At 52.1% G+C, this 15502-nt stretch carries 17 protein-coding genes; 6 read left to right on the forward strand and 11 right to left on the reverse strand.

Annotation, left to right across the window (positions count from 1 at the left end; genetic code table 11):
• Positions 1–27: 27 nt before the first annotated feature.
• On the reverse strand, positions 28–648 hold the full coding sequence (gene bamJ / locus A0G03_RS17320) for a BamJ family beta-barrel-assembly machinery protein (RefSeq protein WP_048262084.1): 621 nt from the start codon (positions 646–648) through the stop codon (positions 28–30).
• Between the two features lie 419 nt (positions 649–1067).
• Between bamJ and A0G03_RS17325 the strand changes: the two genes are divergently transcribed.
• Positions 1068–1781 (forward strand): LysM-like peptidoglycan-binding domain-containing protein, encoded by a 714-nt coding sequence (locus A0G03_RS17325; RefSeq protein WP_048262086.1) that lies wholly within the window; start codon positions 1068–1070, stop codon positions 1779–1781.
• Here A0G03_RS17325 and A0G03_RS17330 read toward each other — a convergent pair.
• From A0G03_RS17330 to yjfP, 6 genes are all read right to left on the reverse strand, one after another.
• Positions 1778–2140 carry a DUF488 domain-containing protein gene (locus A0G03_RS17330; protein WP_048262088.1) on the reverse strand — a complete coding sequence of 121 codons (363 nt, stop codon included), beginning with the start codon at positions 2138–2140 and terminating at the stop codon, positions 1778–1780. The two genes, A0G03_RS17325 and A0G03_RS17330, sit on opposite strands and share 4 nt — an antisense overlap.
• A gap of 139 nt (positions 2141–2279) precedes the next feature.
• On the reverse strand, positions 2280–2732 hold the full coding sequence (gene rplI / locus A0G03_RS17335; RefSeq protein WP_048262091.1) for a 50S ribosomal protein L9: 453 nt from the start codon (positions 2730–2732) through the stop codon (positions 2280–2282).
• 41 nt (positions 2733–2773) lie between these two features.
• A complete protein-coding gene (rpsR, locus tag A0G03_RS17340; RefSeq protein WP_005974788.1) occupies positions 2774–3001 on the reverse strand; it encodes a 30S ribosomal protein S18 in 228 nt (75 codons plus the stop codon).
• Between the two features lie 4 nt (positions 3002–3005).
• Positions 3006–3326 carry a primosomal replication protein N gene (gene priB / locus A0G03_RS17345; protein ID WP_015841576.1) on the reverse strand — a complete coding sequence of 107 codons (321 nt, stop codon included), beginning with the start codon at positions 3324–3326 and terminating at the stop codon, positions 3006–3008.
• A 5-nt stretch (positions 3327–3331) separates the two neighbouring features.
• A complete protein-coding gene (gene rpsF / locus A0G03_RS17350) occupies positions 3332–3724 on the reverse strand; it encodes a 30S ribosomal protein S6 (protein ID WP_005974793.1) in 393 nt (130 codons plus the stop codon).
• 181 nt (positions 3725–3905) lie between these two features.
• A complete protein-coding gene (gene yjfP / locus A0G03_RS17355) occupies positions 3906–4658 on the reverse strand; it encodes an esterase (RefSeq protein WP_048262093.1) in 753 nt (250 codons plus the stop codon).
• A 294-nt stretch (positions 4659–4952) separates the two neighbouring features.
• On the opposite strand from yjfP, the gene A0G03_RS17360 reads away from it, so the two are divergent.
• From A0G03_RS17360 to bsmA, 4 genes are all read left to right on the forward strand, one after another.
• Positions 4953–6893: a methyl-accepting chemotaxis protein gene (locus tag A0G03_RS17360; RefSeq protein WP_048262095.1), complete on the forward strand. Its 1941-nt coding sequence runs from the start codon at positions 4953–4955 to the stop codon at positions 6891–6893.
• Positions 6894–7128: 235 nt separating this feature from the next.
• Positions 7129–8250, forward strand: coding sequence for an RNA ligase RtcB family protein (locus A0G03_RS17365; RefSeq protein WP_048262097.1), 1122 nt, complete (start codon positions 7129–7131; stop codon positions 8248–8250).
• Positions 8247–8870: a peptide chain release factor H gene (gene prfH / locus A0G03_RS17370; RefSeq protein WP_048262099.1), complete on the forward strand. Its 624-nt coding sequence runs from the start codon at positions 8247–8249 to the stop codon at positions 8868–8870. Before A0G03_RS17365 ends, prfH begins: the two co-directional genes overlap by 4 nt.
• A 127-nt stretch (positions 8871–8997) precedes the next feature.
• Positions 8998–9297, forward strand: a complete 300-nt coding sequence (bsmA, locus tag A0G03_RS17375; protein ID WP_053075321.1) for a biofilm peroxide resistance protein BsmA — start codon at positions 8998–9000, stop codon at positions 9295–9297.
• Positions 9298–9359: 62 nt separating this feature from the next.
• On the opposite strand, the gene A0G03_RS17380 is transcribed toward bsmA, so the two are convergent.
• Entirely contained in the window at positions 9360–9758 is a 399-nt protein-coding gene (locus A0G03_RS17380; protein WP_048262103.1) for a DUF350 domain-containing protein, read from the reverse strand.
• A gap of 363 nt (positions 9759–10121) precedes the next feature.
• Between A0G03_RS17380 and A0G03_RS17385 the strand changes: the two genes are divergently transcribed.
• Entirely contained in the window at positions 10122–11657 is a 1536-nt protein-coding gene (locus A0G03_RS17385) for a methyl-accepting chemotaxis protein (protein WP_053075320.1), read from the forward strand.
• Positions 11658–11713: 56 nt separating this feature from the next.
• Here A0G03_RS17385 and rlmB read toward each other — a convergent pair whose 3' ends face one another.
• The 3 genes from rlmB to nsrR form a co-directional block, all read right to left on the reverse strand.
• Entirely contained in the window at positions 11714–12445 is a 732-nt protein-coding gene (rlmB, locus tag A0G03_RS17390) for a 23S rRNA (guanosine(2251)-2'-O)-methyltransferase RlmB (RefSeq protein ID WP_048262105.1), read from the reverse strand.
• Positions 12446–12545: 100 nt separating this feature from the next.
• A complete protein-coding gene (rnr, locus tag A0G03_RS17395; protein ID WP_048262136.1) occupies positions 12546–15008 on the reverse strand; it encodes a ribonuclease R in 2463 nt (820 codons plus the stop codon).
• Positions 15009–15049: 41 nt separating this feature from the next.
• Positions 15050–15475, reverse strand: coding sequence for a nitric oxide-sensing transcriptional repressor NsrR (gene nsrR, locus A0G03_RS17400; protein WP_010279087.1), 426 nt, complete (start codon positions 15473–15475; stop codon positions 15050–15052).
• Positions 15476–15502: the final 27 nt, after the last annotated feature.

Genomic DNA, 15502 nt, shown 5'->3' on the forward strand with positions numbered 1-15502 from the left:
ATGAGCGCCTTTTCTTTTGTCTGAAACTTACAGAATTTCCAGCAGTTCCACTTCAAAAATCAGTGCGCTGAACGGCGGAATAGAAGCACCCGCGCCACGTTCGCCATACGCCAGATTATGCGGAATATAGAGTTCCCACTTGGAACCGACTGGCATCAGCGTCAGCGCCTCAATCCAGCCTGGAATCACGCCGCTGACTGGGAATTCAGCAGGTTGACCACGTTCAACAGAGCTGTCGAATACACTGCCGTCAGTCAGGCGACCCGTGTAATGCACACGCACACGATCCTGACGAGCCGGAATTGTACCTTCACCCTGTGTCAACACGCGGAATTGCAGACCAGATTCTGTGCTGTTCACACCTTCTTTTTGTGCGTTCTCAGCCAGGAACTGTTGGCCTTCTACCGCCAGCTCTTGCTGACGATCGCGACGTACCGCATCAGCACGCTCATGAATTTCACGCAGCGCACGATGAACCACATCCACAGGCACCGCTGGCGCATTACCTTCCAGCGCATCGCGTAGACCAGCAAGCAGCGCTTCTGGGATCAGACCTTCAAGCCCTGATTCCTGTAACTGTTGACCAACTTGTAAGCCGATGCCGTAACTTGCCTGCGCTTCGACGCTATCAAAAGAAGGAGTTGTCATGGATGTTCCTTTTAATCTGTAAAAAACTGAAAGCGCAGCATAACAGCGACGGGGATTGGGGTAAAATCCTGTGTGCAGGTAATCACGTTAACCGCACACCAGCCAAACCATTACGGGAAGCTGGCCTATACTGGTAGTTCTGATGTTTCTGGCGCACGGCTCGCCTTAATCATCAACGCGTTAACTGGTCAGCTCATGCAGATTATCGGTATACTGGATTGCGTTATCATCCTGATACTGTTTTTATGCCGACGCCGCCTTGCTACTGATATAGCTTAGCTACTGGTATAGCTTGGTTTGGCATAACGTAGTTAATCACATCATTTTTATCTGATGCGGCTTTTACACTGGCACTGTTTTTTTATACTGATGTTTTTATACGCCTGTTTTTATTCTGAATTGTAGTAAGAGAGGTCACCATGGGCAGAATTGCGCCCAGGAAGCGGAAAACCACCTGGGATTATCAAACGCTAGTACGCTTCTGTCAGCGAATTATCCAGCGTCAGCCCTCAAATGCTGTAGCCGTAGAAAACGACGAGCAGCACGAAGAGCAGGAGCGTCTGTCTCCCCCTTCTCTGCGTGAGCGTATTAGTGTCTCGCTGCGAAAAGTCTGGCATTTACCTGACGGCTATCACTGGATGGAACCATTGCCGCTCCTCCATCGTCGCTGGATTTTAATCGCTATCGCACTGCTGCTGATCGTGTTGCTTTGGCCTTACAACGCGCAACATCCTCAGCCTGTTCTTACCACACCCGTTCCTCTCACTCAGGCGGATAATCAGGCGGCGATGCAAGCCGTGATTATTGAAAGCCAACCTTCAACACAACAACAGCAGCCTGCCGCTGCGCCGCCGCCAACTCAGTCATCGGCGCCATGGCGACAGTATGAAATAGCCTCAGGGCAAACGCTGGCACAGCTCTTTCGAGATAACAATCTGCCCGTCAGCGATGTGTTCGCCATGGCTCAGGTGGAAGGCAGAGATAAACCGCTCAGCAATTTACGGGCAGGTCAGGGAGTTAAATTGCAGTTGAATGCACAAGGAATGGTTGCAGAGCTGGAAATCGAAACCACGGCAAACCAGACGATTCGGTTCACCCGCGGTGCAGACGGCGCGTTCACCCGCACACGCTAACAGGCCAGCCGCTCCAATAGGAAATCGCGCAGGACAATAGCATGGTTGTGCTGCGCGTCTTTACTGCCATAAAGCAGCGTGATTGTCTTCTTCTGCTCAAGTAGTTCCAGTAGCCTGATGCGCGCATTACTCTGCGCCAACTCATTTCGATAATAGTCCGCAAACTCCGCCCAACGTTCAGGCTCGGCGTGAAACCATTTCCGCAGCTCGCTACTCGGCGCAATATCTTTAAACCACTCAACGCCCTCCAGACGTGCTTTACTGATGCCACGCGGCCACAGGCGGTCAATAAGAAAAGTGTGGGAAGAGAAAGGAGCCTGCGCGTCATACACGCGGGTGAGGTGAATCAAGTCAGACATGTGGCCTCCTTTTTAGAATCTCCTTTTCAGGGTAATAAGGTAATGATAGGTCATTTCCGTATCCCTAAAATGCAAAACGCTGGCACAAGGCCAGCGTTTCACATGTTAACTAAAGTGTTAATTCAACGATAAACGTGAATTACGCTTCAGCAACAACAACTACATTCAGCTCAGCAAATACATCGCTGTGTACCTGGAAGCTTACTACGTGCTCACCTACAGTACGCAGAACGCCGTTCGGCAAACGAACTTCGCTCTTAGCAATGTCAACACCGGCAGCCGTTACCGCATCAGCGATATCGCGAGTACCGATGGAACCGAACAGTTTACCTTCGTCGCCTGCTTTAGACGCGATGGTAACGCTAGCCAGTTCTTTGATCTTGGTGGCGCGAGCTTCAGCAGCGGTCAGAACGTCAGCCAGTTTGGCTTCCAGTTCAGCACGGCGTGCTTCGAAGAACTCAACGTTTTTCTTAGTTGCCGGCACAGCTTTGCCCTGCGGAACCAAGAAGTTACGAGCATAGCCCGCTTTAACGTTTACCTGATCACCCAGGCTGCCCAGGTTTGCTACTTTATCAAGCAGAATAACTTGCATTACTTTATCCTCTCAAAGTCTCGTTAATGGACAGTGACCGATTACTGATGACGGTCAGTGTACGGCAACAAAGACAAGTAACGCGCACGCTTGATAGCGCGGGCCAGCTGACGCTGGTATTTTGCACGAGTACCGGTGATACGGCTCGGAACAATCTTGCCGCTTTCAGTGATATAATTTTTCAGCGTAGCGATATCTTTATAATCAATCTCTACAACGCCTTCCGCGGTGAAACGGCAGAATTTGCGACGACGGAAATAACGTGCCATGTGGCTAGTCTCCAGAATCTATCAATTCAATCTGCTCGGCATGTAACACTATCTTGCTCAGACCATTGCGCCCTTGATGGCAGCTAATGAATCCGTGCACGGTAAGTTGCGTGCCGACCGTTATACTGTGGGTAACTGCTTGTGACGAGAGTCCGCTGACAATCACGGGCATACGACACCATGCTTGCCGACTTAATCCGGCTTCCTCCTGTGTCGAGCGGTGCTCAAGCACAAACTGACAGTGAGGAATACCTGACGGACTGACTTTACGAATAGGTGTCTTGCACACTGTGCCGGACAACACCAGACGATTCACCGTCACCACAACAATTACTCTTCAGAATCCCCTGCATCCACATCATCGCCAGCTTCAGCGAAATCTTCACGACGCTCACGGCGTTCGTCTTTCGCTTTCACCATTGGAGATGCTTCAGTTACCGCGTGCTTAACGCGCATAACCATGCTGCGGATAACGGCATCGTTAAAGCGGAAGTTTGTTTCCAGCTCATCGATCGCTTCCTGCGGCGCTTCAACGTTCAGCAGAACGTAGTGAGCTTTGTGCAGTTTGTTGATCGGGTAAGCCAGCTGACGGCGGCCCCAGTCTTCCAGACGGTGGATCGTGCCCTGCGCACCAGTGATGGTAGCAGTGTAGCGCTCGATCATGCCCGGAACCTGTTCGCTCTGGTCAGGATGAACCATAAATACGATTTCGTAATGACGCATCGAATTGCTCCTTACGGATTATTCAGCCTCCTGTCTGGGTCAACCGCGGCCCGTGGAGGCAAGGAACGTGTATGTGTGCGGCTGAAAAAATGACGCGTAAGTATAGTGCCCGACATTAAAGAACACAAGGAAGAAACACAGGAGTTTTCTACGCTGTGATATTTGCAGAATTAACGTGGGATTACAGCGTCCGCTGGAAGAAATCAGCACCCGCCTGTAACGCCGTCGGCGTAATACGATGCGCCACACCCGGCTCGGTCAGATACGTCAGATTGGCGAGTGTATCGCGTGCCTGTAATGCCTGATGGAGACGTGCACTTTCTGCCGCTGGCACGACATCATCCGCTTCGCCATGCCACACAAGCAGCGGCCGATTGGACAGCGCATCCAGACGTGTAGTGACATCATAATCAGCCAGTTTGGTCGCTAACGCCTGCAATACCGCTTTATTTTCGTCGCGTTCGGCCGGAACCGGAGGAAATAGCGTTGATGACAGCGTGGAGAAATAGCCGGAGCCCATAAATGCAGCCACCGCAGTAATCCAGGGATAACGAGCCATGCACCCGAGCGCGCTCATTCCACCAAGCGACGCGCCGCAAACACCAACCCGTTCGCCGTCGATCAAGCCACGCTGCCGATATTCCGCGACATAGTCGGGAAGCTCTTCAATATTCGCTTGCAGAATGTCCCAGAAATGACACAACCGATGCGCTTCATCACCATCATAGCGGGCACCATGCATTGCCGCATCGGTCAAAATCACCCGAAACCCAGCCTGAGCCAGCGCGTAGCCAAAATACGAGTACACCTCTTTTGATGACATGTAACCATGGTAGAAAAAAATCGTCGGTAAAGGCTGCTCCCTTCTTCCCACAGGCGCCGCGTGAATCGCTTCGATACCGCTGCCGAGTTTATCCAGTGACATTTCGACCATATTTCCCTCGTTTAAAGTTCTGTCAGCACGTTTTTATGTAGCGAAATCGTATTTAGCGACCGGGTCACGACCTTTTACGATAAACCCACTCGCTGCCATCCCTTATCCCAGTGACGTCATTAATTTCATGCTGATTTAATCGACATATTTATGTAAATAAAAAAATCACATTGATCTAGATCAATAACAGAAATGAATGTTTACACTCCGTGATTAATTTTTTTTCATCTACTGCCGTTAAAGCATGTGAAGCAAGACTAAAAAATAACCTTTTTATTATAAAGAGACACACATATGTTGGGACTTTCCTTTAAACACTGGGGTTTGGGTATCAAGTTATCAATTATCGCCTCCCTGAGTGTGGCGATATTGTTCATTGCCTTCACTCTCACCCTTACCCGCTCCGCAGGCGATCAGTTGAAATCGTTGACCCTCAGCGACATGCAGAGCCAGGTGAATGGAGTCACCGACATGATCAACATGTACGATACCAGCCTACAAGCAGAGGTCAGCAACTATACGCGGCTGCTGGCGAGCTTTTTGCCAACACGGTTTTCACTGGATACCGTTAACCGCACCGCCTTCGGCAACACACCTCAGCCGACACTAAAAGCTGGCGATACGGTATTGAACCTCAACACCGACGTGACGGACGACTTTCTGAGCCGTACCCATGCGATCTCAACGATTTTTGTCCGCGATGGGGAAGATTTTACGCGCATCACCACGTCACTGAAGAAAGAAGATGGATCGCGCGCGATGGGTACCAAACTCGATCGTGAAAGCCCGGCCTATGCACTTGTGATGAAAGGTGAAACCTACAGTGGGTTAGCAACACTGTTCGGCAAACAGTACATCACCCAGTATCAACCGATACGCGATAGTGAAAACAAGGTTATCGGTATTCTGTTCGTCGGCGTCGACATCACGAAGCAATTTACCGAGATGCAACAGACCATTCTGAACAAGAAAATGGGTGAAACAGGCCATTTCTTTGTACTTAGCACGAAAAAAGGAAAGGATGCAGGTAACTATCTTTACCACCAAAGCAATGCCAACCAACGCCCTGACTGGTCAGAAGGTGCGTTAGAGAAAGTGCTGGCAACCGGTAATGGCACGATCGAATACGACAACAACACGATGACGGGCGAAGAAAAAACCCGAATCATGGTGTACCGCAGTATTCCACAGTGGAACTGGATTGTGGCGGGAACCATTAGTAAGGAAAGTCTGATGGCGGAGGTTAACCGCACCCGCAACCTGTTTTTGGGCGGTGGCATTATTCTGGTTCTGCTCTTTGCAGCCTTCTTTGTCGTGCTGACACGCAAATGGCTGAGCCAGCCGTTGGTTGAAATCGTCAAAGTGGCAGAACAATTCTCTGCTGGTAACCTGACGGCCACGCTTTCCAGCAACCGTGGCGATGAAGTGGGCCGCCTGATCGATGCGATTAACGGCATCGGACAGGGGCTAACGACTATTGTGTCGCAGGTAAGAAGTTCATCTGAGGAAATCAGTGCCAGCACCGATGCGCTGGCTGCTGATAGTGAAAATATCAGCGAGCAGATTGCCCGTCAGGCCAGTAGCGTCGAAGAAACGTCTGCCAGCATGGAGCAACTCTCCGCCAGCGTGAAGCAGAACGCCGATAACGTCTCTGCTGCCAAAGATCTGGCGGAGCAAAGCGCAGCCGCAGCACGAAACGGCAGCCAGACCGTCACCGATTCGGTCTCTACGATGAGCGACATTAAAAACTCATCGCAGCGAATTGCCGATATCACAACGGTGATCGAATCTATCGCTTTCCAGACCAATATTCTGGCACTCAATGCTGCGGTCGAAGCTGCTCGCGCAGGCGAACACGGCAGAGGCTTCGCCGTCGTTGCGGCTGAAGTGCGAGCGCTGGCACAGCGTAGTTCTACCGCGGTGAAAGAGATCGAAACCTTGATTGATGAATCGCTGGAAAAGATCGAAGCGGGCTATCATTTCTCAGAAAAAACGCAGGCGGTAATGGACGACTTACGTAACCGCATCCTGCAGGTCAGCACGATCGTGAACGATATCGATATCGCTTCACGCGAGCAGTCCGCCGGGATCAGCCAGGTAAACATCGCAATTGTACAGATTGGTCAGGCAACGCAGGAAAACGCCATTCTGGTCAACAATTCGGAAGATACCGCGCAGAGTCTGCGCCAGAAAGGCCACCATCTCAGCGAGCTGGTCAGCGTCTTCCGTATTTAACATCCACACAGTAGCCATCGTGTTGCCGGTATTGCACGATGGCCACCACTTGAGTATTATGCCGACGATTTTTCACTATTCCCCCACTGACAAAGGAGACGACATCATGACGACAACTACTCTGATTCTTTGCAGGACATCTCGGGACTAATTCCGCATTCTTTTCCGCTTTGCGTTATCCCCCCCAGCTGTAGCCTGCCTTACCCTATTTTTAAATTGATCAGCAGGATGATCTATGGGCAATGCTATTCGCTCTATTTCGGCGCGCGTCAGTGTGATCGCGACGGAAAATACCTGGATTGAAGATAAAGCAATCCAACAGCTTCAAATTACATCACAACTTCCCGATATGGTACGCGTGGCCGGTATGCCAGATTTGCATCCGGGCCGTGGTTACCCCATCGGTGCCGCTTTTTTTTCACAGCAGCGCTTCTATCCGGCACTCGTCGGAAACGATATCGGCTGTGGCATGGCGCTATGGCGCACTGGCCTGAATGCCAAAAAAATTTCACTGGATAAGCTGGAAAAACGGCTTGGCAATATCGATGGGCCACTGGAAGACGATATCGATATTCCACCCGCACTGGCAGATTTCCACTATTCGCTGGGCACCATCGGCGGCGGCAACCACTTTGCAGAATTACAGCAGCTTGATGAAATTTATCAGCCAGATACGCTACACGCTCTGCACATTGATCCTAAACAGCTGCTGTTGCTCGTGCATAGCGGCTCACGCGGATTAGGGCAAACCATACTGGAAGCCCACGTGCGGGAATTCGGTCATCAGGGTATTGAGGCCAACACGCCAGCCGCTGAAGCCTATCTGGAACAGCATCAGTTTGCGCTGACGTTTGCCACCCACAATCGACGACTGATCGCACAGCGGATGCTGGAACGTTGGCATACGGAAGGTGATGCTGCACTGGACGTGAACCATAATCTGGTGACATCAGCCACGATTGAAGGCATTTCCGGCTGGCTGCACCGCAAAGGCGCGACACCCGCCGACTGCGGCCCAGTTATCATTCCCGGTTCACGCGGCGACTACAGCTATATTGTGCAACCCATTCCCCACGCAGACAGCCTCTATTCACTGGCACATGGAGCAGGCAGAAAGTGGATGCGTACGGAGTGTAAAGATCGACTGTCTTCACGTTATAGCGTCCAACAACTGGCGCGTACGCGTTTCGGTAGCCGTGTGATTTGTCAGGACAGGCAGCTGATTTTTCAGGAAGCACCAGAAGCCTACAAACCGATAGACAGCGTGATCGGTGCGATGCAGCAGGCGGGATTAATCACGCTGATTGCTCGCCTGAAGCCGATACTCACCTACAAAACGCGCGGGGAGGATAAATGATATTGCTTCAACTTTCCGCCGCGCAGGGACCGGACGAATGCATGCTGGCAACGGCAAAAGCGCTGCACGCTCTGACGCGAGATGCCGCGCAGCAAGGCATCGAGTGCGAAATCATCGAAACCGAAGCTGGGAAACGTTCAGGCACGTTACGTTCCGCACTGGTTCTGTTAAACGGTGAGCAGGCAGAACCACTAGCTGACAGCTGGTGCGGTACGCTTCAGTGGACGTGCAATAGCCCTTGGCGCAAAGGTGGCGGACGTAAGAACTGGTTTATCGGCGTCGCACGTTTTTATCAGGAACAGGCGTTTGCCGATGACGAGATTCGTTTTGAAACCACCAAATCCTCCGGCCCCGGCGGACAGCATGTGAATAAAACCGAGTCTGCCGTCCGCGCCACTCATGTCGCCAGCGGTATCACGGTGAAGGTGCAGAGTGAACGCAGCCAGCACGCTAACAAGCGTCTGGCCTGTTATCTCATCGCCTATCGTCTGGAAGCGTTACAGCAACAGCAGCACGCCGAACTACGGGCACAGCGGCGTCTGTTCCACCACCAGATAGAACGCGGCAATCCGGTAAAAGTCTTCAAGGGCGAAGATTTTACGCTGGTCACCTCGCGCTAACCTCAGCTAACAGCGGGCATCTCATTGCCCGCTGTTATTTTCCCCCTTACTAAAGAGAGTGCCATCAGCCCAATGATAGCGCTACACTCCCGCTATCTACTCCTGTCAGGCTGAAGCGATGAATATCATGCGGATACTTTTCTTACCCTTAATACTGGTACTGTCCGGCTGTCAGCTTATACAAGGGAAGCCCGTCGCAGCACCACCGCCCGCAGAGAAAGCACTCGAAATTCGCTACGCGCAAACCAGCCAGTTAGAAAAAGTGGGGACGATCTCCGCGACCGTACGTGGGAACGCAGACGATGCCGATCGTGCCATTCAGCAAAAAGCCGATGCCTCCGGTGCACATTATTATGTGATTGTACTGAAATCCGAGGCCGCCACGCTCCCCGGTCTGTGGTCTGTACGCGCCGTGCTGTATCGCTGAATCGTCGGGACATGCTGTAAAAAATACCGGGAAGACTCCCGGTATCATCATGCAGAAATAGATTAATACGACATACACGCCGCATTCAGGAGCCCACCGCTGAGCGAAGCGGCACAAAGGAAAGCGCCAGACGCAATATCGTTATTCTGGATATGCTGGCTGAGACGCGGCATATACAGACGCACGGCGAAATAAATCAGTAATTGCACCACCAGCGCGACCACGCCCCAAGTGATGTAATCCACCAGACTCACCGAATTAATCGCCGCGCTGGAAAGCGGGATCACATAGCCAATCAACGCCCCACCAAATCCAATCGCTGCCGTACCGTTGTTCTCTTTAATCAGCGCCCACTCATCATGCGGCGTGATACGGGTGTAGATAAACAAAAAGGCCAGCACCATGGCAAACCCGATAAAGAAATAGGACGCGAAAGCGAGTAACGACGTAACAATAGGCATAGCAATATTCCTTTCAAATGAGACACGTTGGCGCGTCAGCAACAGGTAAGGGGAAGGATATAGATGATTCATGCATAGCAAAGCGTTTATACATGACTTTACGTGATAAGCAATGCAGGAATCCCCCAGCGTGGCGCGTTATCCTCCTCGCCATCGTATCCGCACGAGCAGCCTCACATTTTTGAGAAAACGGATAATCATTGCACCTGAAATGCCGATAACAGATAAGGCATTTTTTATCAGTTAGATAGGAGCCTGTTTCACTCGCATCACCTGCCTTTTTTATGCAAACACATAACGACAACTAATCCGTTATTGGCCTGCGATAACGGTAAATAATTAATGAATGAAAGGAAGAAGTTTATGCTGCGCTGGATGTCATTTCAGAACCTGTCTGTAACACGAAAGTTATTGGTAGGGTTTGGTTTATTGCTCATCATGGGAGTGATTCTCTCCATGGTCGGTTTTTATGGATTACACAATAGCGACCAATCGTTAAAGCGCATCAGCCGCCTTGGCGCCATTTATGACAAGACCGTTGTCGCCCGAGAAGGCAACTTTGGCTATGCGCTGGAGCGTAAAGCACAGTATCTGGAGCAGCATGACAGCGCTATCGGTAACATCAGCGAAGAGCTTTCCGCGCTGCTGAAGGAAATTGATACGAGACACTGGCCAGCGGAAGATAAAAACGCCATTCAGGATATCAGCGCGTCACTCAATGCCTACCTGACCCAACGCCAGCGAGTCATGGGACCGAATGTCAGCCAGCAGACGCTCAGCGAATTGAACGATCAGATGGCACTGTTGCAGGAAAATATCAATAAGCTTTACTTCACGGAAGAGAGCCGCGCTGGCCGCAACGTCATTAATAGCGATATCCAGTTGGGTGTGATTACGCTGATCGCCATCATACTCGGCCTGACGACCGCGATTGTTATCTCACGGCAGATAGTACGCCCATTGCACCAGGCGTTACACGCCACTCGCGCCATTGCGGGAGGCGATCTCACCATGCAGCTTCACAATGAACGTCGTGATGAATTAGGTCAGCTGATTTCAGCCATGGGGCAGATGAATAACAATCTGCACAGCATGATTGATAAAATCCGCCTCAGTGCAAATCAGATTTCCTACGCCGCGGGGGAAATTACCGCGGGTAACACCGATCTCTCCTCTCGCACCACGCAACAAGCCGCCGCACTCGAAGAAACGGCGGCTAGCATGGAGCAGTTGACGTCAACGGTGAAACAGAATGCCGATAACGCTCATCAAGCCAACCGGTTGGTCATGAATGCTTCTGATACCGCGAACCAGGGGGGTGAGCAGGTTTCTAAAGCGGTTAATACCATGCACGGCATCGCGCAAAGCTCCCACCGTATCGCTGAAATTACCTCAATGATTAACAGCATCGCGTTTCAAACCAATATTCTGGCGCTCAATGCTGCAGTAGAAGCGGCACGAGCGGGTGAGCAAGGACGCGGTTTCGCCGTCGTCGCCAGTGAGGTGCGTAATCTGGCACAGCGCAGCGCGCAGGCAGCCAAAGAGATCGATACGCTGATTGGCGAGTCGGTTTCGCAGATTAATAACGGTGCCGCGCTGGTTAACGGCGCAGGGAAAACCATGGAGGGGATTGTACAGTCCGTGACGCAGGTCCACGCCATAATGAAAGACATTACTACCGCCTCGGACGAGCAACATCGCGGTATTTCTCAGGTCGGTCAGGCCATCATAGAAATGGATCAGAACACGCAGCAAAACACCGTGCTGGTGGAGCAATCCTCTTCGGCCGCTCACTCACTGGAACAACAGGCGCTCATACTTTCTGATGCGGTTTCCGTTTTCCGACTTTTACAACCTTCGCAACAAGAGATTCGCAGACTGGCAAACTCCGCTGCGTAATCCCAATGACAGAGAGGTGCCCTAGGGCACCTCTCTGCTATCGTTCGCAACGCTAATTATACTCGCTGGCGAACGGCTTCAAACAAACACACGCCAGTAGCAACAGACACATTCAATGAAGTCACGCTGCCCGCCATCGGAATGCTGATTAATTCGTCACAGTGCTCGCGGGTCAGGCGACGCATGCCTTCCCCTTCCGCGCCCATCACCAGCGCCAACGGCCCAGTCAGTTTACTTTGGTACAGCGTATGATCCGCTTCACCTGCCGTGCCGACGATCCAGATATTACGCTCTTGCAACAGGCGCATCGTACGGGCCAGATTGGTCACGCTGATAACCGGTACGGTTTCCGCCGCGCCACAGGCCACCTTCTTCACCGTCGCATTCAACTGCGCAGAACGATCGCGGGGCACAATCACCGCATGTACGCCAGCGCCATCCGCATTACGCAGGCAAGCACCCAGATTATGCGGGTCGGTCACGCCATCCAATATCAGCAGGAAAGGCGTATCCAAATTATCTAACATCGCTGGCAGATCGTTCTCCTGGTATTTCCGCCCTTCTTTGACTTTCGCTACGATCCCCTGATGCACCGCGTCTTCCGCCTGCTTATCCAGCCATTGACGACTCGCCACTTGAATGACGATGCCCTGCGCCTCCAGCTCGGCAATAACGGGCTGAAGGCGACGATCGTCGCGCCCTTTCAGAACAAAGACTTCCAGAAAACGCTGTGGATCGCGCTCAAGCAGTGCCTTAACCGCGTGGATACCGTAAATAATTTCGCTCATTAATACTCTTCAAATTAACCATAACAGGCAGAACCTGTTCATTAGAGATAGAGGCTACCCTACTCCTCCTCTGATCGAGGAGGAAGCAGGTTAACTAACCTTACTCAGCAGACTTTTTCTTCGCACGCTTAGCCTTGGTTGCGGCGGCGATTTTACGCGTTTTTTCTGCGTTCTTTTTCGCTTTATCGTGGTTCTTTTTCGGCTTCACTTTTGGTTTATCCGACGCCGCGTTGCGATCGCCTTCTTTGCGGAATGCGGCATCCGGCTCAAAGTTTGCGGCAGCTTTGGCTTTGCTTGGGCTACGACGGCGTCGGCTTGGCTTAGCCTCACGCGACTCCGGTTTCTTCGTACGGTCGCGCGCCGTTTTACCTTCACCGCGAACCTTGCGAGTACTGGAAATCAACGCAAAATCAATGTTGCGTTCATCCATATGCACGGCTTCAACACGGATTTCCACTTCATCACCCAGACGATAGACCTGCCCACGCGATTCGCCGATCAGTCGCTGACCGATATTATCGTAGCGGTAGTAGTCATTATCCAGCGTAGAAACGTGTACCAGCCCATCGATAAACAGATCTTTCAGGCGCACGAAGAAACCAAAACCGGTCACACTGGCGATAATCCCCGTAAAGACTTCGCCAACGTGATCCTGCATAAAGTCACATTTCAGCCAATCCGCGACATCACGGGTAGCTTCATCAGCACGGCGCTCCGTCATCGAGCAGTGCATGCCCAGCTGTAGCATCTCGTTAATATCGCTATGCCAGCCGCCCGTTGACGTCCAGCGCTCATGACGATCGCTCAACAGATACTTAATGGCACGGTGCAGCGACAGATCTGGATAACGACGAATTGGCGACGTGAAATGACCGTAAGACGTTAATGCCAGTCCGAAGTGTCCCCGGTTTTCCGGGTCATAAATCGCCTGTTTCATTGAACGCAACAGCATGGTTTGCAACATTTCCCGATCGGGACGTTCCGCCAGCTCATTCATCAATTCGGCGTAGTCTTTCGGCTGCGGCTTCATTCCGCCTTTCAGCGTCAGACCCAGCTCGCCCAGCACGCTGCGCAGAGCTAATACATGGTCTTCGCTCGGTTGATCGTGTACGCGGAACAGCGCAGGCTCTTCGTTCTTCTCCACAAATTTCGCAGCGGAGATATTCGCCAGAATCATGCACTCTTCAATCAGCTTGTGCGCATCGTTACGCACCACAGCTTCCACACGGTCGATACGGCGTTCAGCGTTGAAAATAAATTTCGCTTCTTCGGTTTCAAACGCGATGCCGCCACGCACTTCACGCGCATGTTCAAGCGCTTTGTACATGTGGTGCAGCTCTTCCAGTCCGCCCACCAGCGGCTTGTAGTGTTCACGCAGCTCAGCGTCGCCTTGCAGAATATTCCACACCTTGGTGTAGGTCAGGCGTGCGTGTGAACTCATCACCGCTTCATAAAACTTGTAAGACGACAGCTTACCCTGTGACGATACGGTCATTTCACAGACCATACACAGGCGATCGACCTGCGGGTTGAGTGAACACAGCCCGTTCGACAGCACTTCCGGCAGCATCGGTACCACCTGCGACGGGAAGTACACCGACGTGCCACGCGCTCGCGCTTCATGGTCAAGCGCCGTATTCGGCCGAACGTAATAGCTCACGTCCGCAATCGCAACCCACAAACGCCAGCCGCCGCCACGCTTCGGCTCACAGTACACGGCGTCATCGAAATCGCGGGCATCTTCGCCATCAATCGTGACCAGCGGCAGCTTACGCAGATCCACACGGCCTTTTTTCGCGGCCTCCGGTACTTCTTCGGAAAGATCCTTCACCTGATCTTCCACTTGAGATGGCCAGGTGTGCGGAATATCGTGGGTACGCAGCGCGATATCTACCGCCAGCCCGGTGCCCATGTTATCGCCGAGGATCTCGACGATCTTACCGACCGCTTTCGTGCGGCGCGTTGCGCGTTGCGTCAGTTCAACCACGACGACGAAGCCCATGCGAGCGCCGTTAATTTCTTCTTTCGGGATCAGGATATCAAAGCTCAGGCGGCTATCATCCGGTACCACGAACCCAACACCGGCATCGACAAAATAGCGGCCGACAATTTGTCCGGTACGTGGTTCAAGCACGCGCACAATGCGCCCTTCGCGACGACCTTTACGATCCGCACCCAGCGGTTGTGCCAGCACAACATCACCGTGAATCGCCCGTTTCATCTCTTCAGCAGACAGATAAAGATCGTCTTTGCGGCCTTCCACACGCAGGAAGCCGAAACCATCGCGGTGACCAATGACCGTGCCACGTAGCAAATCAAGCTTCTCCGGCAACGCATAGCACTGGCGGCGGGTAAAAATAAGCTGGCCGTCACGCTCCATCGCACGCAGGCGGCGGCGCAGCGCTTCGAGGGCTTCTTCTCCGGTTAATTGCAGGTCGGCGGCTAATTCTTCCCGGCTAATCGGGGTATCGCGCTTGGCGATATGCGCCAAAATATATTCACGACTGGGGATGGGGGATTCGTATTTTTCTGCTTCTCGTTCCAGGAATGGATCTTGTGACATTGCGGTTCCTCCGTTGTCATCAGCAGGAGGCTGAACAAAATTCATTCAACCAACAATAATTTATAAAGCGGCGGGTTTTCTTTGACCATATCAGCCAGCGTGTATTGATCTAGCTCATGCAGGAAATTTTGTACCGCCTGTTGGAGCACCTGTTTCAAACGACAGGCTGGCGTAATGTGGCAAAACTCATGGCTACAGTTGACCAACGTGAGCGGTTCCAACTCGCGCACGACATCGCCAATTCGGATTGTTTCTGCCGGTTTTCCAAGGCGGATGCCGCCATTCTTACCGCGCACGGCCATCACCAACCCAGCACGACTAAGTTGATTGATAATTTTGACCATATGATTACGAGACACGCCATACACTTCCGTTACCTCCGAAATGCTGGTCATTTTCCCGCCCGGCAGTGACGCCATGTAAATCAGCGCCCGCAAGCCATAATCCGTAAAACTTGTTAACTGCACATAAACCTCGGATACCTCTGGGTATCA

The organism is Pectobacterium peruviense (assembly GCF_002847345.1).
Lineage (GTDB): Bacteria > Pseudomonadota > Gammaproteobacteria > Enterobacterales > Enterobacteriaceae > Pectobacterium > Pectobacterium peruviense.

Coding starts and splice junctions, on each gene's coding strand:
- A0G03_RS17380 (WP_048262103.1), bottom strand. CDS start 9,758: ATGCCTATTGTTACGTCGTTACTCGCTTTCGCGTCCTATTTCTTTATC.
- rpsR (WP_005974788.1), bottom strand. CDS start 3,001: ATGGCACGTTATTTCCGTCGTCGCAAATTCTGCCGTTTCACCGCGGAA.
- prfH (WP_048262099.1), top strand. CDS start 8,247: ATGATATTGCTTCAACTTTCCGCCGCGCAGGGACCGGACGAATGCATG.
- yjfP (WP_048262093.1), bottom strand. CDS start 4,658: ATGGTCGAAATGTCACTGGATAAACTCGGCAGCGGTATCGAAGCGATT.
- rplI (WP_048262091.1), bottom strand. CDS start 2,732: ATGCAAGTTATTCTGCTTGATAAAGTAGCAAACCTGGGCAGCCTGGGT.
- rnr (WP_048262136.1), bottom strand. CDS start 15,008: ATGTCACAAGATCCATTCCTGGAACGAGAAGCAGAAAAATACGAATCC.
- A0G03_RS17365 (WP_048262097.1), top strand. CDS start 7,129: ATGGGCAATGCTATTCGCTCTATTTCGGCGCGCGTCAGTGTGATCGCG.
- bamJ (WP_048262084.1), bottom strand. CDS start 648: ATGACAACTCCTTCTTTTGATAGCGTCGAAGCGCAGGCAAGTTACGGC.
- A0G03_RS17360 (WP_048262095.1), top strand. CDS start 4,953: ATGTTGGGACTTTCCTTTAAACACTGGGGTTTGGGTATCAAGTTATCA.
- rlmB (WP_048262105.1), bottom strand. CDS start 12,445: ATGAGCGAAATTATTTACGGTATCCACGCGGTTAAGGCACTGCTTGAG.
- A0G03_RS17330 (WP_048262088.1), bottom strand. CDS start 2,140: ATGTCTGACTTGATTCACCTCACCCGCGTGTATGACGCGCAGGCTCCT.
- bsmA (WP_053075321.1), top strand. CDS start 8,998: ATGCGGATACTTTTCTTACCCTTAATACTGGTACTGTCCGGCTGTCAG.
- A0G03_RS17385 (WP_053075320.1), top strand. CDS start 10,122: ATGCTGCGCTGGATGTCATTTCAGAACCTGTCTGTAACACGAAAGTTA.
- rpsF (WP_005974793.1), bottom strand. CDS start 3,724: ATGCGTCATTACGAAATCGTATTTATGGTTCATCCTGACCAGAGCGAA.
- A0G03_RS17325 (WP_048262086.1), top strand. CDS start 1,068: ATGGGCAGAATTGCGCCCAGGAAGCGGAAAACCACCTGGGATTATCAA.